General features: G+C 68.1%; 17 protein-coding genes and 2 riboswitches. Of the genes, 6 read left to right on the forward strand and 11 right to left on the reverse strand.

The features are described from left to right. Positions 1 to 20 precede the first annotated feature (20 nt). Both gcvT and GWI72_RS11770 read right to left on the reverse strand, forming a co-directional pair. Positions 21 to 1184 (reverse strand): glycine cleavage system aminomethyltransferase GcvT, encoded by a 1164-nt coding sequence (gcvT, locus tag GWI72_RS11765; protein WP_161708749.1) that lies wholly within the window; start codon positions 1182 to 1184, stop codon positions 21 to 23. Positions 1185 to 1243: 59 nt separating this feature from the next. Next, positions 1244 to 1357: riboswitch (glycine riboswitch) on the reverse strand. 3 nt (positions 1358 to 1360) lie between these two features. Continuing rightward, positions 1361 to 1482: riboswitch (glycine riboswitch) on the reverse strand. 147 nt (positions 1483 to 1629) lie between these two features. Next, on the reverse strand, positions 1630 to 2262 hold the full coding sequence (locus GWI72_RS11770) for a hypothetical protein (protein WP_161676409.1): 633 nt from the start codon (positions 2260 to 2262) through the stop codon (positions 1630 to 1632). A 161-nt stretch (positions 2263 to 2423) separates the two neighbouring features. Here GWI72_RS11770 and ispH point away from each other — a divergent pair, with 161 nt between their 5' ends. The 4 genes from ispH to GWI72_RS11790 are packed head-to-tail and all read left to right on the forward strand — an operon-like array spanning position 2424 to position 5841. Continuing rightward, entirely contained in the window at positions 2424 to 3425 is a 1002-nt protein-coding gene (gene ispH / locus GWI72_RS11775; protein ID WP_161708750.1) for a 4-hydroxy-3-methylbut-2-enyl diphosphate reductase, read from the forward strand. 6 nt (positions 3426 to 3431) lie between these two features. Next, complete coding sequence (locus tag GWI72_RS11780; protein ID WP_161708751.1) at positions 3432 to 4397, forward strand: homoserine kinase; 966 nt, start codon at positions 3432 to 3434, stop codon at positions 4395 to 4397. Then, complete coding sequence (gene rnhA, locus GWI72_RS11785) at positions 4394 to 4870, forward strand: ribonuclease HI (protein ID WP_161676412.1); 477 nt, start codon at positions 4394 to 4396, stop codon at positions 4868 to 4870. The genes GWI72_RS11780 and rnhA overlap by 4 nt, the downstream gene beginning before the upstream one ends. Beyond that, on the forward strand, positions 4867 to 5841 hold the full coding sequence (locus tag GWI72_RS11790; RefSeq protein WP_209000095.1) for a diacylglycerol/lipid kinase family protein: 975 nt from the start codon (positions 4867 to 4869) through the stop codon (positions 5839 to 5841). The genes rnhA and GWI72_RS11790 overlap by 4 nt, the downstream gene beginning before the upstream one ends. 90 nt (positions 5842 to 5931) lie before the next feature. Here the strand turns inward: GWI72_RS11790 and GWI72_RS11795 are convergent, their stop codons facing one another. The 5 genes from GWI72_RS11795 to GWI72_RS11815 all read right to left on the reverse strand — a co-directional run bounded on the left by GWI72_RS11795 (position 5932) and on the right by GWI72_RS11815 (position 13122). Next, complete coding sequence (locus tag GWI72_RS11795; protein ID WP_161676413.1) at positions 5932 to 8838, reverse strand: EAL domain-containing protein; 2907 nt, start codon at positions 8836 to 8838, stop codon at positions 5932 to 5934. Positions 8839 to 8869: 31 nt separating this feature from the next. Next, on the reverse strand, positions 8870 to 9508 hold the full coding sequence (locus tag GWI72_RS11800; protein ID WP_161676414.1) for a GNAT family N-acetyltransferase: 639 nt from the start codon (positions 9506 to 9508) through the stop codon (positions 8870 to 8872). A gap of 18 nt (positions 9509 to 9526) precedes the next feature. After that, positions 9527 to 10813 carry a M16 family metallopeptidase gene (locus GWI72_RS11805; protein ID WP_161708752.1) on the reverse strand — a complete coding sequence of 429 codons (1287 nt, stop codon included), beginning with the start codon at positions 10811 to 10813 and terminating at the stop codon, positions 9527 to 9529. A 137-nt stretch (positions 10814 to 10950) separates the two neighbouring features. Then, entirely contained in the window at positions 10951 to 12357 is a 1407-nt protein-coding gene (thrC, locus tag GWI72_RS11810; protein ID WP_161708753.1) for a threonine synthase, read from the reverse strand. A 165-nt stretch (positions 12358 to 12522) separates the two neighbouring features. Continuing rightward, on the reverse strand, positions 12523 to 13122 hold the full coding sequence (locus tag GWI72_RS11815; RefSeq protein ID WP_244314232.1) for a YqgE/AlgH family protein: 600 nt from the start codon (positions 13120 to 13122) through the stop codon (positions 12523 to 12525). A 120-nt stretch (positions 13123 to 13242) separates the two neighbouring features. On the opposite strand from GWI72_RS11815, the gene GWI72_RS11820 reads away from it, so the two are divergent. Together GWI72_RS11820 and GWI72_RS11825 are read left to right on the forward strand one after the other, a co-directional pair. Continuing rightward, complete coding sequence (locus GWI72_RS11820) at positions 13243 to 14241, forward strand: protein-disulfide reductase DsbD domain-containing protein (protein WP_244314336.1); 999 nt, start codon at positions 13243 to 13245, stop codon at positions 14239 to 14241. Between the two features lie 112 nt (positions 14242 to 14353). Next, positions 14354 to 14839 carry a peroxiredoxin gene (locus GWI72_RS11825; RefSeq protein WP_161676419.1) on the forward strand — a complete coding sequence of 162 codons (486 nt, stop codon included), beginning with the start codon at positions 14354 to 14356 and terminating at the stop codon, positions 14837 to 14839. Between the two features lie 103 nt (positions 14840 to 14942). Here the strand turns inward: GWI72_RS11825 and GWI72_RS11830 are convergent, their stop codons facing one another. The 4 genes from GWI72_RS11830 to GWI72_RS11845 all read right to left on the reverse strand — a co-directional run bounded on the left by GWI72_RS11830 (position 14943) and on the right by GWI72_RS11845 (position 17740). Next, the gene (locus GWI72_RS11830) at positions 14943 to 15749 is read right to left on the reverse strand and encodes an SURF1 family protein (protein ID WP_209000096.1); all 807 of its coding nucleotides are present in this window, start codon (positions 15747 to 15749) and stop codon (positions 14943 to 14945) included. Between the two features lie 6 nt (positions 15750 to 15755). After that, complete coding sequence (locus GWI72_RS11835; RefSeq protein WP_161708755.1) at positions 15756 to 16142, reverse strand: DUF983 domain-containing protein; 387 nt, start codon at positions 16140 to 16142, stop codon at positions 15756 to 15758. An 85-nt stretch (positions 16143 to 16227) separates the two neighbouring features. After that, positions 16228 to 17103, reverse strand: coding sequence for a cytochrome c oxidase subunit 3 (locus tag GWI72_RS11840; RefSeq protein ID WP_161676421.1), 876 nt, complete (start codon positions 17101 to 17103; stop codon positions 16228 to 16230). 58 nt (positions 17104 to 17161) lie between these two features. After that, on the reverse strand, positions 17162 to 17740 hold the full coding sequence (locus GWI72_RS11845) for a cytochrome c oxidase assembly protein (RefSeq protein WP_179956174.1): 579 nt from the start codon (positions 17738 to 17740) through the stop codon (positions 17162 to 17164). Between the last annotated feature and the right edge of the window lie 19 nt (positions 17741 to 17759).

Consider the following 17759-nt stretch of genomic DNA (forward strand, 5'->3'; position numbering starts at 1 on the left):
TATGCGGTACGGATCGGGGGTCACGCCCTGGCGGCGCGGACATAGCGGTGGGGAACGATCGGCATCTCGACGACGGTCGCCTCAAGCTCCTTGCCGCGCACGACAAGGGCGAGCTTCGTGCCCGGGGCCGCATGGGCCGCCGCGACATAGCCCATGGCAACGGGCACGCTAGCCGTCGGGCCAAAGCCGCCGGAGGTGACGATGCCGACGGTGTCGCCGCCGGGAACCTTGATCTCGGCGCCTTCGCGGGCCGGGGCGCGGCCGTCGAGCCGCAGGCCGACGCGCTTGCGGGCCGGGCCGTCAGCCAGCTCGCGCCGGATCCGGGCAGCACCGGGGAAGCCGCCTTCCTCGCGGCGGCGCTTCTGCAGGATGAAGGTGATGTCGCCCTCGACCGGCGAGGTGGTCTCGTCGAGATCATGGCCGTAAAGGCACAGGCCGGCCTCGAGGCGCAGGCTGTCGCGGGCACCAAGACCGATCGGCTTGACGCGCTCATCGGCCAGGAGCGCGCGGGTGATCGCCTCGGCCTTGTCGGCCGGAACGGACATCTCGACGCCGTCCTCGCCGGTGTAGCCGGAGCGGGACACGTGGCAGCGGATGCCGTCGAAGTCCATCCAGTCCGCGGTCATGAAGGCAAGCTCGGCCGCCTTCGGCGCATGGGCGGCCACGGCGGCCACGGCCTCGGGGCCCTGCACCGCGATCAGCGCCCGGTCCTCGATCAGCTCGAGGCGGACATTGGCCGGAAGGGCGGCGCGGATCAGCGGGTAGTCGACGTCCTTGCGCGAGGCGTTGACGACAAGGAACAGGCGCCCGTCATCGGCGGCCGCGACGGGACGGGTCACCATGAGGTCATCGACGATGCCGCCATCGGCATTCAGAAGGACGGTGTAGCGCTGCTTGCCGCGGCCCAGTTCTACCATGCTGGAGGGAACCAGCGCTTCCAGCGCACGGGCCGTGGTCTCGTGGTCCGGCCCGATCAGCCAGGCCTGGCCCATGTGCGACACGTCAAACAGACCGGCGGCCGCACGGGTGTGCTGGTGCTCGGTCATGATGCCGGTGGGGTACTGGACGGGCATGTCGTAGCCCGCAAAGGGCACCATGCGCGCACCAAGCTCGACATGCAGGTCGTAAAGGGGGGTGCGCTTGAGATCCGCCGCGTCGGCGGCGTGGGAATCGGTCGTGCCCATCAAAGGTCCTCGTCGTCAGTGGCGCCGGGACGGACCGCAAGCGACCCATCCGCAACCCCCTCTGTCCGAGAACCTGAGAGATTTCCCGACCACGCCCGGGTCTAGTTCCAGGGCGGCGCCGGTTACTCCTTCGGTGAGCGATCCGGCACGAGCCAGCGCGCTGCTTTCCAGAGCGTCGAAGCGAAGCGGTCCTTTTGCCTGAGAGTTTCCGGGGCGGTTGCTCCTTCGGCGCTGGTGCCCGCGACCGCCGTCATGCCTGACAGCGCCCCCTCGACCAGCCTCTCCCGCTGTCGCTTTTTTCAGGGGCATCACAGCCCCTCACCGACTCGTCACGACCCGAGACGGCGCGCGGATTGTCTGATTCCGCCTTGCAGTTGTCAATACGCGCCGCCCGGCATGGTTTCTTTGCCGGAAAAGCGCGGAATTCCGCCGGAACCCGCCCGGCTCAGCGCCGTGCGCCCGGCTTCTGCGGGCTCTCGTCGAAGCCGAAGACCAGACGCAGACCGGGTTCGCCCGGCACGACGAAGGACTCATCGACCAGCGTCCACAGCTCGGCCGGCGCACCGCTGCCGACCGTGACGGGGATCGAGAACATCTGCGTCTGCAGCGGGGCGTCCGTCTCCGACCCGCGCAGCAGCGACACGCGCACCGGCAGCACGATCTCGCCCCCCGGCCAGACCGGTCCCGGCGTGACGCGGCCCGACAGCCCGATCTTGACCATCACCTGATCGCCGACGCGGCGGCAGTCGCGCGCCCAGTTCTCGATGTTGGCCTGGTAGAGCAGATGGCGGGGATCGTCCTGCTTGCCCTTCTCGTATTTCGTGATCAGGAAGGTTTCGGAGCGCAGCTGGAGCCGCGGGCAGTTCGGCTGCTGCTCGAAGGTGCGCGGATCGACCTGGATCGGCCCCTGCCCCGTGGTGACGATGCTGGTGACGACGCTGCCCGAGCCGGAGGACGGCGTGGTCGGCGCGGTGTCGTCACCCGTCAGGCCGCAGCCGGCCAGAAGCCCCGCCACCGCAAGGACGGCTGCCAGGCGGCGCGGCGACGGACGGACGGCGGGGCTCTTGGCGTTCAGCATGCGATTGTCCACTCGTTCACGAAAGAAATCGGCCCGTGTCTATATCAGGTCACCCGAAGCTTGGCGAGCGCCGCCGGAGGCAGGCCGGACGTTCGGTTTCACTTGACAGTCCCGGGGTGCATCACTCTATTGCGCCCATGAGCCACGCTCAAGGATCCGTCATGACAGAGCAGACTGGGGCCCTTCCGGCCCTGGCAGTGAAACTGTGCGCGCCGCGCGGCTTCTGCGCCGGCGTCGACCGTGCCATCCAGATCGTCGAACTGGCGCTCGCCAAATATGGCGCGCCGGTCTACGTGCGGCACGAGATCGTGCACAACCGCTTCGTGGTCGACGGGCTCAAGGCCAAGGGGGCCGTGTTTGTCGAGGAACTCGACGAGATCCCCGCCGGCCACCGCGAGCGTCCGGTGATCTTTTCCGCCCATGGCGTGCCGAAGTCCGTGCCGGAAGACGCGCGCGGCCGGAACATGTTCTATCTCGATGCCACCTGCCCGCTGGTTTCCAAGGTGCACAAGGAAGCCGAGATCCATTTCCGCCGGGACCGCGAGATCCTGCTGATCGGTCATGCCGGTCATCCGGAGGTGATCGGCACCATGGGCCAGCTGCCGGAGGGCACGGTCTCGCTGATCGAGACCGAGGACGATGCCCGCAGCTTCCAGCCAAAGACCGGCCGCCGGCTCGCCTTCATCACCCAGACGACCCTGTCGGTGGACGACACCAAGGGCATCGTCGAGGTGCTGCGCGACCGCTTCCCCGACATCGTCGCCCCGCACAAGGAAGACATCTGCTACGCCACCACGAACCGCCAGGACGCGGTGAAGGTGGTGGCCCCGATGGTGGACGCCATGATCGTGGTGGGGGCGCCGAATTCCTCCAACTCGCAGCGCCTGCGGGAAGTCGCCGAGCGCGCGGGCTGCCCGCGCGCCGTGCTGGTGCAGCGCGCCTCCGAGCTGGACTGGGCCGATTTCGCCGGCATCCGCAGCCTCGGCCTGACCGCCGGCGCCTCCGCGCCCGAGACGCTGGTCGAGGAAATCATCGCCGCCTTCGCGGAACGCTTCACCGTTTCGGTGGAGGAGGTGCGCACGGCGGAAGAAACCATAGCCTTCAACCTGCCGCGTGAGCTTCGCCTGATGGCGGAGGCCCAGAGCGCCAGCGTCGCCGAGTAGCCCGCCATGGCCGTCTATACCGAAGTAGCCGACGAAGACCTCGCCGCCTTTGTCGCCCGATACGGCATTGGCCGTCTCCTGTCCTACAAGGGCATTGCCGAGGGCGTGGAGAACTCGAACTTCCTGGTCCACACCGAGGCGGGGCATTTCATCCTGACGCTCTACGAGAAGCGGGTGAACCCGGCCGACCTGCCGTTCTTCATCGGGCTGATGCAGCATCTGGCCGAGAAGGGCATCAACTGCCCGCAGCCGCTCGAGGCTGAAGACGGGTCGATGCTCGGGACCCTCGCCGGCCGGCCGGCCGCCATGGTCACATTCCTCGACGGCATGTGGGTGCGCCGGCCGCGGCTGGAACATTGCGCGGCGCTCGGCCAGGCGCTGGCGGAGCTGCATCTGGCCGGCCGTGACTTTGGCATGACGCGCAAGAACGCGCTGGATGTCAGCGGCTGGCGTCCGCTCTATGCGGGCTGCGAGGCGGAGGCCGACACCGTGGTGCCGGGGCTTTCGACCGAGCTGGCGCAGGAGCTGACCTTCCTGGAAGCCAACTGGCCGAAGGGCCTGCCCGGCGGCGTCATCCATGCCGATCTCTTCCCCGACAACGTGTTCTTCCTCGGCACCGAGCTGTCGGGGCTGATCGACTTCTATTTCGCCTGCACCGATGCCCTCGCCTATGACGTGGTGATCTGCATCAATGCCTGGTGCTTCGAGGCCGACGGCGCGTTCAATGTCACCAAGGCGCGCGCGCTGCTCAATGCCTATCGCAAGGTCCGGCCCTTCACGGAAGCCGAGTTTGCAGCGCTTCCGGTGCTCGCGCGCGGCGCGGCGCTGCGCTTCCTGCTCACCCGCCTCTATGACTGGCTGCGCGTGCCGCCGGGGGCGCTGGTGACGCCGAAGGATCCGACCGAGTATCTGAAGAAGCTGCGCTTCCATCGCAGCGCCACGTCCGCCCGCGACTATGGTCTCGACGGATGAGCGACGACCAGCGCGTCACGATCTACACCGACGGGGCCTGCTCGGGGAACCCGGGGCCGGGCGGCTGGGGCGCCATCCTGCGCTTCGGTCCGCATGAACGCGAGCTGTCGGGCGGCGAAGCCGACACCACCAACAACCGCATGGAGCTGACGGCGGCAATCGAGGCGCTGAACGCGCTGAAGCGCCCGTGCCGCATCGACCTCTACACCGACAGTGTCTATGTGCGCGACGGCATCACCAAGTGGATGTTCAACTGGAAGCGCAACAACTGGCGCACCGCCGACAAGAAGCCCGTCAAGAACGCGGAGCTGTGGCAGGCGCTGGACGAGGCCCAGCGGCGGCACGAGATCTCCTGGCACTGGGTGAAGGGCCACGCCGGCCACCCGGAGAACGAGAGGGCTGACGAGCTGGCCCGGCTGGGCATGAAGCCGTTCCAGCGCGGCCGCGGAGGCCCGCCGGAGACCGCCGCATGATGGCCCTGCGCAAGCCCGACCCCACCGCCAGCAAGGACGACGGCGCGGGCGGCGCGCGCGAGGCGGGCGATGCCTTCCAGCCCGGCACCGCGGCCGAGGCCGTGCGGCGCGTCCTGATTGTCGCCAACCCCACCTCCGGCGGCTTCCGGGCGGCCCGGCTGGACGCGATCTGCGACCGCCTCGGCCGCAGCGGCCACAGCGTGTCGCTGCACCTGACGCGGCGCGCCGGCGAGATCGGCGAGATTGCGGCCAACCCGGGTCTGACCGTCGGGGTGCTGGCCGTTGCCGGCGGCGACGGATCCGTCAACGAGGCCATCACCGGCTTCCAGTCGAACCGCACGCCGCCGGATCTGGCGGTGATCCCCTCCGGCACGGCCAATGTGCTGGCCGCGGAGCTGGGGCTGCCGCGCAAGCCCGAGGCGATCGCCGGGATGATCGCGCGCCGGCGCACGGCGCCGCTGCACTACGGTCTTGCCAATGGCCGTCCCTTCGTCCTGATGGCCTCCGCCGGCGTCGACGCGGAGGTGGTGCATGCCGTACCGCTGGCGCTGAAGCGCCGCTTCGGCAAGCTTGCCTATGCCATGGTCGGCATCGAGGTGGCGCTGTCCCGCAAGGGCGAGGACCTGACCGTCATCGCCGATGGCGAGACGATCCGCTGCCGGCTGGCGGTGGCGACCAAGAGCCGCTGCTACGGCGGGCCTTTCGTCATCTGCCGCGCGGCATCGGTCACGGAGCCCGGCCTGCATCTGGTCACGCTGGAACGGGACACGGCACTGTCGGCGCTGCGCTACGTGGTCGCCCTAGCGCTCGGACGGCTGGACCGGGCGCGCGGCGTCAGGGTCCTGAAGGCGGAGCACATCACGATCTCGGCTGACCGGCGGGTGCCGGCACAGGTCGACGGCGACCCCTTCGGCGTGACGCCGCTGACGATCGAGCCGGCCGCAGTTCCCGTGCGGATCATCATTCCCTAAATCTGGCCCTGAATCTGGCCCTGAGCCCGGATCCGGTCGCGGAGGTGTCCGACGGAGCAGGGCGACCTGCCGCACTGGTTGGCCAGCCGGTCAGGCCGGTTGCGCCTCGTAGGTCTTGCGGATGTAGGCGGTGGCCTCGTCGGCGGACATCGCCTCGCCGAAGAAATAACCCTGAGCATATTCGCAGCCGAGCTGCAGCAGCTCGAGCGCGTCCGACTCGCCCTCCGCCCCTTCCGCGACAACGGCCATTCCCAGATCGTGCCCGAGCGCCACGATCGAGCGCAGGATCACCGGCCGGGCGCTGCGCCCGTTCGGACGGACGAAGGACTGGTCGATCTTGATCGTGTCGAAGGGGAACCGCTGCAGGTAGCTCAGCGAGGAATAGCCGGTGCCGAAATCATCCAGCGACAGGCCGGCGCCAAGCGCGCGCAGCCGCTCCAGCACCTTGGCCGAATACTCGGGATTGGCCATGACGATGGATTCAGTCAGCTCCAGCTTCAGCGTGCCGGGCGCGATGCGCGAGCGCGACAGGATCGCCTTCACCTCGTTGATGAGGTCGTGGCGCAGCAGCTGCCGCGAGGAGATGTTGACCGAGACGAAGAGCGGGGCCGGCGTGCGGATCTTGTCCTGCCACTCGGCCAGCTGACGCGCGCTGCGCGTCAGCACGTAGAGCCCCAGCTCGTTGATCAGGCCGGACTGCTCGGCGATGGGGATGAACTCGCTCGGCGCGATCTGGCCGCGCTTGGGGTGCTTCCAGCGCGACAGGACCTCGAACCCGGCCACCGACTGGTCGGCAAGGCGGACGATGGGCTGGTAGTAGACGTCCAGCTCGCCGTCCTTGATCGCCTTGCGCAGGTCGCCCTCCAGGTCGATCACGTTGCGGCCAAGCGGACGCAGGATCGGGCGGAACACTTCCTGCCGGTCGCCGCCGAGGCGCTTGGCATGGTTGAGCGCGATCTCCGCGTCGGTCACCAGTTCCTCGGCCGTCTGCTTGCCGCCGTCATGCAGCGCAAAGCCGATGGAACAGGTGAGGAAGACCTCGCGGTCGCCGTAGGTGATCGGCGCGCGGACGGCCTTGCGCAGGGCATCGGCAACCTGGGCAATGCGGTCAGCCTCCTGCTCGGACAGCAGGATCAGCCCGTACTGGTCACCGTTCAGGCGCGCCAGCGCATCCTGCGGCTGGATCAGGCGGTCCAGACGGCGGGCGATGGTCAGCAGGATGGAATCGCCGGCCGACAGGCCGATGCCGTCGTTGATCTGCTTGAACCGGTCAAGATTGAGGATGAGCACGGAGGGCTTGATCGCACCGTCGGCGCGCGCGCGGGCCAGCGCCGCATTGAGCCGGTCCATGAACAGCTCCCGGTTGGCGAGACCGGTCAGGTTGTCATGCACCGCGTCATGCAGCAGGCGTTCCTCGGCGGTCTTCTGCTCGGTGATGTCGAGCAGCGTGCCGACGCAGCGGATGACCTCCGCATCCGACCCGAGGATGGGCCGGGCACGCAGGCGGAACCAGCGGAAATGACCGTCCTCGGAGCGCAGGCGGAAATCCTGCTGCACCTTGCCCCGGCGCTGGTCGATGACCGCGTCCAGCGTGGCACGGAAGCGGTCGCGGTCCTGCGGGTGCAGCACGTCGAGCCAGTCGCGGGCCGGCCCGTCGAGCGTGCCGTGACGCAGGCCGAGAAGATCCTCGACCTCATGGCCGGTGTAGATGCGGTCCCGGTCGATGTCCCAGTCCCAGATGATGTCCCCTGCCCCGGTGAGCGCGAGGGCGCGCCGCTCCACATCCGAGATGAGGCCCTGGACGATGGCACCGCCGGCAAAGGCATGCTGCATCACCGTGAAGCCGATCAGCAGGACGACAAGCACGAGGCCGCCGCCGAGCGCCGGCTGCACGATGTCGTTGGCGATGACGCCGGTGACCGTCATGGCCGAGCCGACGAGCCAGATCGTGAGCAGGAACCAGGTCGGGATCAGCATGATCGCCCGGTCATAGCCCTGCAGCGCCAGCACCAGGACGGTGGCGAAGCCGATGATGCCGATCATCCCGAGCGCCAGGCGGGCGATGCCGGCCGCAATCGAGGGATCCCACACCGCCACGCCGAGCAGCCCGAGCAGCAGGGTCAGCGTGCCGAGCGCCAGGTGGGAGTAGCGGATGTGCCAGCGGTTGAGGTTCAGATAGGCGTAGAGAAAGATGATGAGACTGGCCGCCAGCATCACCTCGGCCGAGGCGCGGTAGAGCTGGTCCTCGCCCTGTGTCAGGTTGAAGACCCGGCTCCAGAAGCCGAAGTCGATGCAGAGATAGGCCAGCACCGCCCAGGCAAGGGCGGCGGTCGCCGGGAACATCACCGTGCCCTTGACCACGAAGAGAATGGTCAGGAACAGCGCCAGAAGCCCGGAAATGCCGAGGATGATGCCGCGATACAGGGTATAGGCGTTGACCGTCTCCTCGTAGGCGTCAGGCTCCCAGAGGCGGATCTGCGGCAGTTCGGGCGTGGTCAGCTCGACGACGAAGGTGACGATGGCGCCGGGGTCGAGGGTGACGAGGAAGACATCCGCCTCGAGACTTTTCTGCCGCTCCGGGGCGATGCCCTGGCTGGGCGTGATCGAGGCCACCCGGGACTTGCCGAGATCAGGCCAGAAGATCCGCGAGCCGACCAGCTGGTAGAACGGGGCGACGATGAGGCGGTCGATCTGCTCGTCGGAGGTGTTGGTCAGCGAGAAGACGGCCCAGTCGCTGTTGATCCCGTCGCGCGAGACCACCTCGATGCGCCGGACGATGCCGTCGGCGCCCGGCGCGGTGGAGACCTGCAGGCGCGGGCCAGCCCCCGGATACATGTCGATCGCGTTGGTCAGCTCCAGCGCCTCGACGTCGAGCGGCACCGGAATCGGCTCGAGCGCATGCGCACGCCCGCCCAGGAAGAGCGCCAGCACAAGCACCAGGAACGCGGCGGCGTGACGAAGCCTGCGGCTTGCCAGCACAAGATCGGAAACGGGCATGGCTGGAAGAACTACCGGGTTGGCACCCATGTCACAAGGGGTCTTTCACGACGCCGCTGGTCCATTGTGGAGAGAACGCGCCTGTGACCAGCGGATCATCGGCGAGGCGGGCAAAGAGCAGATGGTCCTGCCACTCGCCGTTGATGTGAAGATAGCGCCGCGCATAGCCTTCCTGGACGAAGCCGCTGCGCTGCAGCAGCCGGATGGACGGCGCGTTCGTGGGAAGGCACGCCGCCTCGATCCGGTGCAGCCGCAAGACATCGAAACAGAATGGCATGATCAAGGCGACCGCCCGGCCCATGTGGCCTTTTCCCGCGAAGGGGGCGCCCATCCAGTAGCCGAGCGAGCAGGCCTGCGACACGCCGCGCCGGATGTTGGACAGGGTGGCACCGCCGAGCAGCCGGTCATCGGCGGCCGAGAAGAGGAAGAAGGGATAGCTGCGCCCCTCGCGCCGTTCGCCCGCATAGCGCCGAAGCCTGCGGCGGAAGGCCGAACGGGTCAGGTCATCGACCGGCCAGATCGGCTCCCACGGGGTCAGGAAGGACCGGCTCGCCTCGCGCAGCTCCGCCCACTGCCGGTAGTCCGCCATCACGGGCGGACGCAGGTAGACGGTCTCGCCCTTCAGCAGCGGCTCGGCTTCCGACACACCGAAGGAACGCAGCAGGGGCATGGGCGCTCCCGGCCGTCGTCAGGCCGACGCGAGCTGGCGGACCGGCTTGCCCAGCCGCGCCGTCACCTCGTCGAGCCCCATCATGGCGCCGACGGGACCAAGCCCGGTCAGGGTCGGCGTCGAATTGACGAAGGTCGCCAGCGCCAGCTCACGCACGCTGTCGGCCGTCACGGCCTCGATGCGGGCGGTGATGTCCTCAAGCGTCAGCGTGCGGCCATGGATCAGCATCTGGCGCGCGATCTGGCCGGCTCGGGCCGCCGGGCTTTCGAGCGCCATCATCAGGCCGGCGCGGATCTGGGCGCGGGCACGCGCGACCTCGGCTTCCGTGATGTCGACGCAGGCGCGCTCCAGCTCCCCGACCAGGACCGGCATCAGCTCGGCAATGTCGGCCTCGCCGGTTGCGGCATGGACACCGAACAGCCCGGTGTCGTGGAAGGCCCAGTGGAAGGCATAGATGGCGTAGCAGAGGCCCCGGCTTTCACGGACCTCCTGGAACAGCCGCGAGGACATGCCGCCGCCGAGAACGGAGGCAAGGATCTGCGCGGCGTAATAGTCCCGCGACTTGTAGGGCTGGCCGGGGAAGCCGATCAGGATCTGCGCTTCCATCAGGTCCTTGACCACCCGGCCCTCGCCGCCGTGATAGGCGGCCAGCTCGACATCGGCGGCCGGACTGGCGCCGAGACCGCCGAACTGGTCATGCGCGCGGCGGACGATGTCGTCGTGATCCACGGCACCGGCGGCCGCCAGCACCATCTCGGGTCCACGGTAGCGCTCGGCGAGATACTGCTCGAGCGAGGCGCGTGTGAAGCTCGTCACGCTGTCCGGCGTGCCCAGGATCGGACGGCCGATGGCCTGGGACGGCCAGGCCGTCGACTGGAACAGGTCGAAGGCCTGATCATCGGGGCTGTCCTGCGCCGCGCCGATCTCCTGCAGGATGACGTGCTGCTCGCGCTCCAGCTCCTCCGGATCGAACACCGAGTTCTGCAGGATGTCGGCCAGCAGGTCGACGGCGAGCGGCACATCCTCGGCCAGAACGCGGGCGTAATAGTTGGTGTGCTCGACACTGGTGGCCGCGTTGAGCTCGCCGCCGACGGCCTCGATCTCCTCGGCGATGGAGCGGGCCGTGCGGGTGCGCGTGCCCTTGAAGGCCATGTGTTCCAGAAGATGGGTGATGCCGTTCTGGTCCGGGGTCTCGGCGCGGGACCCCGTGCGGACCCAGACCCCGAGCGCGGCGGTCCGCAGATGCGGCATGCGGTCGGTGATGACGGTCAGGCCGTTGTCGAGCCGGGTAATCTGTACGTCCATCCTGGTCCTCCCGGCGAGGCGCGCGTCAGGTCCGGCCACGGGCCGGGACCGGACGCACGGTCCCCGTCTTGTCGTTCCGGTCGGCCGGCCTTGCCGGCACGCCCGTCCTGGCGGCACGCAAGGGTGCCGCCCCCCCTTCAGGCGAGGCTCTTCACCGCGCGGGCGGTGGCCTCGATATGCTGTTCGACCGCCTTCTGGTCGGCGGCGAGGACCGTCTGCCGCTCCGCCGCCGTCATCATCGGCTGCAGCCGGTCCGGCAGGTCCGGATGAAGGCCGGATGCCGCCTGGACGGCCGCCGGGAACTTGGCCGGATGCGCCGTGCCCAGCACGATCATCGGCACGGTGCCATCATCGAGCTGTCCAGCCACATGCGCGCCGATGGCGGTGTGCGGATCGAGCAGATAGCCGGTGTCGCGCAGCGTGCCGGAAATCGTTGCCGCCGTCTCGGCCTCGTTGCACCGACCGCCGGCAAAGTGTCTCAGGATGTCGGCGAGCGGACCCGGTGCGATGGAGAAGCTGCCCGACTGGGCGAGCGAGGCCATCATGGCGCGGACGGCGGCGCCATCGCGGCCGTGAACCTCGGCGAGCAGCCGCTCGAAGTTCGAGGACACCTGAATGTCCATCGACGGGGAAATGGTGGCGGCCACACCGCGCGTCTCGTAGCGCCCGGTCTCGAGCGTGCGCACGAGAATGTCGTTGACGTTGGTGGCAACGATCAGCCGGTGCACCGGCAGTCCCATGCGCATCGCCGCATAGCCGGCAAAGATGTCGCCGAAGTTGCCCGTCGGAACGGTGAAGGAGACCGGCCGGTAAGGCGCACCGAGGGCCACGCCGGCGACGAAATAGTAGACGATCTGGGCGAGGATGCGGGCCCAGTTGATCGAGTTGACGCCCGACAGGCCGACCCGGTCGCGGAAGGCGAAGTTGTTGAACATGCCCTTCACGATGGCCTGGCAGTCATCGAAGTTGCCCTTCAGCGCGAGGGCGTGGACGTTGGCCTCGGTCGGCGTCGTCATCTGCCGGCGCTGGACGTCGGACACGCGGCCATCAGGGAAGAGGATGAAGACATCCGTGCGCTCGCGGCCGCGGAACGCCTCGATGGCCGCGCCGCCGGTGTCGCCGGAGGTGGCACCGACGATCGTCGCCCGCTCGCCGCGCTCGGCGAGGACGTGATCCATCAGCCGGCCCAGAAGCTGCATGGCAACGTCCTTGAAGGCCAGCGTCGGGCCGTGGAACAGCTCCAGCACGAAGCGGTTCGGGGCGATCTGGACCAGCGGCGTCACGGCGCTGTGGCGGAAGCTCGCATAGGCCTCGTCGATCATCCGCTTGAGATCGGCCTCGCGGATCGCGCTGCCAACGAAGGGACGGATCACCGCAAGGGCAACGTCGGCATAGGGCTTGCCGGCAAAGCCGGCAATGGTGGCGGCGTCGAAGACCGGCCAGCTCTCGGGCAGATACAGGCCGCCATCGCGGGCGAGGCCCTGCAGCAGGACATCCTGAAACTCGAGGACGGGTGCTTCGCCACGCGTACTGATGTATTTCACCGGGCCGGATCCCTTGTCATCTTGCTGTCACCGGTCCCGGTCAGCCTGCAGGCGGCCGGGACACTTCCCTGGTAGCGACCCTTAAAATAGATCGGAAAGCGGCGCAAACGCCAATTGCGGCCGGCAGCGCTGCCGTGTGGCCGGCAGCGGGGCAGCGGGCGGCCCTCAGGCATGGCCGGCGTCGGTAGAGAGCATGGCGGGATCGACGCCGATCCGCCACAGCGCCCGTTCCCATTTCGAGGCCTGGTCGTGGTCGAAGATCAGCTCCGGATCGGCAGGGCCGGTCAGCCAGCCATTGGCCTGGATCTCCTGCTCGAGCTGCCCGGGCGCCCAGCCGGCATAGCCGAGGGCGAGCATGGCACGCGCAGGGCCGCGGCCCTCGGCCAGCGCCCGCAGGATTTCCAGCGTGGCGGTGAGGCAGACACCGTCCTGGATCGGCAGCGTGGCACTTTCGATCAGGAAGTCGTCGGAATGCAGCACGAAGCCGCGCTCTGTCTCCACGGGTCCGCCGCGGTGGACATGCATTGCCCGCAGGCGATGCGGCAGGTGGATCGCATCCACGTCGGACACGATGCGCAGCTGGGTCAGGAGGTCGGCCATCGACAGGTGCGGCGTCGGCTGGTTCAGCACGAGCCCCATCGCGCCCTCCGAGGAATGGGCACAGACATAGATCACGGAGTGGGCAAAGCGCCCGTCGGCCATATGCGGCATGGCGATGAGAAAGTTCCCGTCCAGCCACTGCTGCTGCAGCTTTTGACCCATCATCTCCTCACCCTGCGGGTTCATGGAATCGAAGCTTAGACGCAGAAGCCCCCTTTGTTAACGACCATCTTCGCAGGTGCGACAGGGGAAGGCCAATGCTCACGGCAAAATGAGAGGACGGTGATGGAGGCGACCGGCGACGGACGCGGGAAAATCGGGTATGTCATCCGCATGATCCGGTTCCAGTCGTCATGGTCACGTCGTCCGTTCCTGTCTTTCGTCCTCGCGGCCGCGCTGGCTGCCCTGCCCGGTCTCGCCATTGGTCTCGGCATTGGGCTCGTCCCTGGTCCGGCGCGGGCCGGGGTGGGTGCGTGGGTGACGTTTGAAGGCGGCATGGTGCGGCTGGTCAGCGCCGGCCCCCTGACGGACGGGACTTACGGCGCCGGGCTGGAATTTGCCCTCGAGCCCGGCTGGCATACCTACTGGATGCATCCGGGCGAGGCCGGCATTCCGCCGGAGCTGGACGCCCGTCCGTCGTCCAACATCGCCATGGTCGCGGTGCAGTTTCCCTATCCCGAACGCTATGATGACGGCTTCAGCCAGTCGAACATCTACAAGGACGGCGTGCTGCTGCCGCTGGTCGTGACGCCGCAGGATCCGGCCCGGCCGGTCGATCTTGACCTGACTGTCACGTTCGGCATCTGCAAGGAGATCTGCATTCCGGGCGAGGCGCGGGTGGCACTGGCGCTGGAGCCGGCGGCTCAGCCGGATCCGGCGAGCGCGCGGGCGATTGCCCGGGCGCTGGCGGATGTGCCCGGCGCGCCGGGCCCCGACAGCCCGCAGGTCTCTCGCCTGTTCCTGCGCAAGGACGCGCAGAAGGAGAAGCTGGACATCAGCCTGGCCCTGCCGGCCGGGCTGACGCTCGACGACGTGAGCGTGTTCGTGGCAGCACCGGACGCGCTGTCGCTCGGCGTGCCGCGACGCCGGCAGCCGGACTGGAAGAAGGCAACGGGCGACTGGGTGCTCGCCCTGTCCGGCCTGCCCAAGAGCCGGACCGAAGTGACGCTGAGCTTCGTGCTCGTGGCGGGGGGCAAGGCGGTGACCCAGACGGTCCGCCTCAACCGGGACACGGGCGTGGCTGTTGCCGTCGACGCGCCGCCGAGCCTTGCTGCCACCCGGTAGAAAAACGAAAGGTCGGGGCTCGACGGCGCGAGCGTCTCACTCTATCTCGGAGGTGGCACCGGGGCCGTCAGGCACCGCTGTCGACGAGCTTTCCCGACGCGGAGTTTTCAGGATGAGCATCAGCATTGGCGACCGTCTTCCGGACGGCGTATTCAAGGTCATTGGCGCAGACGGCCCGGTCGAAATGAACGCTGCCGAGATCTTTTCGGGCAAGACGGTCGTTCTGTTCGGCGTCCCCGGCGCGTTCACCCCGACCTGCCACATGAACCACCTGCCCGGCTTCGTCGAGCACCATGATGCGTTCAAGGCCAAGGGTGTGGACACCATCGCCGTCGTGTCGGTGAACGACATGTTCGTCATGGATGCCTGGAAGAAGGCGACCGGCGCCGGCGACAAGATCGTCTTCCTCGCCGACGGCAGCGCGAATTACGTCAAGGCGCTTGGCCTGGAACTGGACGCAACGGGCTTCGGCATGGGCATCCGCTCCAAGCGCTTCGCCCTTCTCGCCAAGGATGGCGTCGTCACCCAGCTGAACGTCGAGGACGCTCCGGGTCAGGCGACCGTGTCGGGCGCGGCAGCACTGCTCGAGACGCTCTGATCCCGCGTCAGCCGCCGTTCGAGATCATGATCAGCCGGGGGCCTCGCGCCTCCGGCTTTTTTGTCCGGGCGCGCCGTGACCGCAGCCGCCGGAGCCCTGGAGGTCAGGCCTCCGGCTTCTTCGGGTCCGGACGGCGCAGCACCGACCAGGCATAGGCGATGTAAACGCCGACCAGGGTCGCCGCCAGCCCGAACCAGGTGAGCGCATAGCCGAGGTGGTCATTCTTGAACCGGACCACCGTCTCGCCGGCTTGCGGCAAGCCCGAGGCAGGCGTGAAGGCGGCATCCGCGTCGATGACGAAGGGTGCCGTCGGACCGGTTGCCCCGAGGGCCGATGCCATGGCCGCCGGGTCGCGGGCGAACCAGATGCGCCTTGCGAGATCCGGCGCCGGCGTGGTCATGTTCGGCGTCTCGCCAAGACGCAGGATACCGGTCAGGGTGACAGGCCCGGCGGGCACCGCACTGCCGGGGCGGCTGTCCGGCGCGACGAACCGGTCGGGGACAAAGCCCCGGTTCACCATCACGATCCAGCCGTCGTCGGTGCGGAAGGGGGCGTGGACGAAGTAGCCGGGCCCGCCGTAATGGCCCTTCGGGCTGGTGAGGGCGTTGTAGTAATAGGCCTCGCCCGGCAGGAATGCGCCCGTCACCCGGACGCGGAGGTAGTCCCCGATCGGCGCAGCGCCGGTGGCCCAGCGGTCCGGGCCCGGAGCCGCGACCGGGTCCAGCGTGAGGTTCTGCTCGACCTGCCGGATCAGCCCCTCCTTCCAGGCCAGGCGGTTGAGCTGCCAGAGCCCGAGGTTGAGCAGGATGGCGAGGGCAGCGAGCCCGAGGAGCGTCGGCAGCAGGAGGCGCCGCATCGCACCGGACGCCGCCGGCTGGGGATCGCTCGGGCGCTTCGTCGTCTGCGTCATGGACTATCACTCTTCCTGATCATCAAGCCGGCCTTCGGCGGCATTGTTGCGGTACTGCAGCGCGATCATCAGCCCCTTGAGCGGTCGCAGCACCGCAAGGGCAAGCGCCGACGTCAAGGGCAGCCAGAGCACCAGATGCAGCCAGATAGGCGGGGTAAAGGCGAGTTCAACCCACAGCACGAGGCCGACGATCACGAAGCCGACGAGCATGATGACAAAGACGGCCGGGCCGTCGCCGCTGTCGGCAAAGCCGAGGTCGAGGCCGCAGGCCGCGCAGTCCGGCCGTGTCGTCAGGAATCCTGCAAACAGCCGCCCCTCGCCGCAGCGGGGACAGCGGCCGGCCAGTCCGCAGCGAAACGGATCCTGCGGCGCATGATGAGCCTGGTCCGGCATGGCGGTCTCCTGCCTGGGTACGAACGACAAGGCCCGGTCCGGGGATCCGGACCGGGCCTTGCAAGGATAGACGGATTACCCGACCTCAGCCGTGCGGCACAACACCCCAGGCGCCCCAGATGTAGATGGTGGCGAAGAGGAAGAGCCAGACCACGTCGACGAAGTGCCAGTACCAGGCAGCCGCCTCGAAGCCGAAGTGCTTCTGCGGGCTCATCTGGCCAGCCAGCGCGCGCGCCAGGCAGACGGCGAGGAAGACGGTGCCGACGAAGACGTGGAAGCCGTGGAAGCCGGTCGCCATGTAGAAGGTCGCGCCGTAGATGTTGCCGGCGAACTCGAAGGTGGCGTGGGTGTATTCGTAGATCTGGCAGATCGTGAAGAGCACGCCGAGGGCAACGGTGAGGATCAGGCCCCACTTCAGGCCGTTGCGGTCATTCTCCAGCAGCGCATGGTGCGCCCAGGTCACGGTGGTGCCCGACAGGAGCAGGATCAGGGTGTTCAGCAGCGGCAGGTGCCACGGGTCGAACACCTCGATGCCCTGCGGCGGCCAGACGCCGCCGGTCGCCTCGACGCGCTGGTACTGGATCGCTTCGTCCACGAACAGCGAGGCGTCGAAGAAGGCCCAGAACCAGGCCACGAAGAACATCACCTCGGAGGCGATGAACAGGATCATGCCGTAGCGCAGGTGCAGGTTCACGACGCGGGTGTGATGGCCCTGCAGCGACTCGCGAATGGTGTCACGCCACCAGCCGTACATGACATAGAGCACGATCAGCAGGCCGATGATGAACAGGCCGCTGCCGGCCAGGTTCACGCCGAACACCTCGAACTCACGGCCGGTGGTGTACCGCATCAGGCCGATGCCGCCGATTGCCATGAAGAAGGCGCCGACGGACGCCAGGAACGGCCACGGACTGGGATCGACCAGGTGGTAATCGTGGTTCTTGCTATGTGCCTCAGCCATGGGCGTGCTCCCCAAAGTTCCAAATTCTGCGTAAGTCACCGGCGCAGGCGCCAGGTGCTCAAAGTCTGTTGGGCGCGGCCGCGTCGTCGGACTTGGCTGCGACCGGTTTGACCGGCGTCTCCGCCGGATAGAAGGTGTAGGACAGGGTGATCTCGGTCACGTGCTTGAGTTCCGGATCCTTGTCCATCGCCGGGTCGACGAAGAAAACGACCGGCATGTTCACGCTTTCACCGGGCGCCAGCGGCTGCTCGGTGAAACAGAAGCATTCCAGCTTGTTGAAATAGACGGCCGCCTCGAACGGGGTCACGTTGAACACCGAGGTGCCGACCGACGGCGCGGGGCCGGCGTTGCGGGCGACATAGGCCATCTGGCCGGTTTCGCCCATCTTCATGGTGACCGCGCGGTGCTCGGGGGCGAATTCCCAGCCGAGACCCGGCGTGACGTTGCCGTCGAAGCGCACGGTGATCTTGCGCTCGATGATGGTGTCCGGGGCTTCCTCGGCGCGCTGCGTGGTGCCGCCGAGGCCGGTCACGCGGCACAGCAGGTCGTAGAGCGGGACTGCGGCATAGGACATGCCGACCATGCCGAAGAACACGCCCGCGCAGATCGTCGCTACGCGGCGATTGCGGCGAGACATGTCGGCTTCGGGACTGCTG

The organism is Pannonibacter sp. XCT-53 (genome assembly GCF_009915765.1).
Lineage (GTDB): Bacteria > Pseudomonadota > Alphaproteobacteria > Rhizobiales > Stappiaceae > Pannonibacter > Pannonibacter tanglangensis.

Bases quoted from the DNA above. Each gene is read 5' to 3' on its own strand.
- gcvT (WP_161708749.1), bottom strand. From the start codon at position 1,184: ATGGGCACGACCGATTCCCACGCCGCCGACGCGGCGGATCTCAAGCGC.
- GWI72_RS11770 (WP_161676409.1), bottom strand. From the start codon at position 2,262: ATGCTGAACGCCAAGAGCCCCGCCGTCCGTCCGTCGCCGCGCCGCCTG.
- ispH (WP_161708750.1), top strand. From the start codon at position 2,424: ATGACAGAGCAGACTGGGGCCCTTCCGGCCCTGGCAGTGAAACTGTGC.
- GWI72_RS11780 (WP_161708751.1), top strand. From the start codon at position 3,432: ATGGCCGTCTATACCGAAGTAGCCGACGAAGACCTCGCCGCCTTTGTC.
- rnhA (WP_161676412.1), top strand. From the start codon at position 4,394: ATGAGCGACGACCAGCGCGTCACGATCTACACCGACGGGGCCTGCTCG.
- GWI72_RS11790 (WP_209000095.1), top strand. From the start codon at position 4,867: ATGATGGCCCTGCGCAAGCCCGACCCCACCGCCAGCAAGGACGACGGC.
- GWI72_RS11795 (WP_161676413.1), bottom strand. From the start codon at position 8,838: ATGCCCGTTTCCGATCTTGTGCTGGCAAGCCGCAGGCTTCGTCACGCC.
- GWI72_RS11800 (WP_161676414.1), bottom strand. From the start codon at position 9,508: ATGCCCCTGCTGCGTTCCTTCGGTGTGTCGGAAGCCGAGCCGCTGCTG.
- GWI72_RS11805 (WP_161708752.1), bottom strand. From the start codon at position 10,813: ATGGACGTACAGATTACCCGGCTCGACAACGGCCTGACCGTCATCACC.
- GWI72_RS11815 (WP_244314232.1), bottom strand. From the start codon at position 13,122: ATGATGGGTCAAAAGCTGCAGCAGCAGTGGCTGGACGGGAACTTTCTC.
- GWI72_RS11820 (WP_244314336.1), top strand. From the start codon at position 13,243: ATGGAGGCGACCGGCGACGGACGCGGGAAAATCGGGTATGTCATCCGC.
- GWI72_RS11825 (WP_161676419.1), top strand. From the start codon at position 14,354: ATGAGCATCAGCATTGGCGACCGTCTTCCGGACGGCGTATTCAAGGTC.
- GWI72_RS11830 (WP_209000096.1), bottom strand. From the start codon at position 15,749: ATGACGCAGACGACGAAGCGCCCGAGCGATCCCCAGCCGGCGGCGTCC.
- GWI72_RS11835 (WP_161708755.1), bottom strand. From the start codon at position 16,142: ATGCCGGACCAGGCTCATCATGCGCCGCAGGATCCGTTTCGCTGCGGA.
- GWI72_RS11840 (WP_161676421.1), bottom strand. From the start codon at position 17,103: ATGGCTGAGGCACATAGCAAGAACCACGATTACCACCTGGTCGATCCC.
- GWI72_RS11845 (WP_179956174.1), bottom strand. From the start codon at position 17,740: ATGTCTCGCCGCAATCGCCGCGTAGCGACGATCTGCGCGGGCGTGTTC.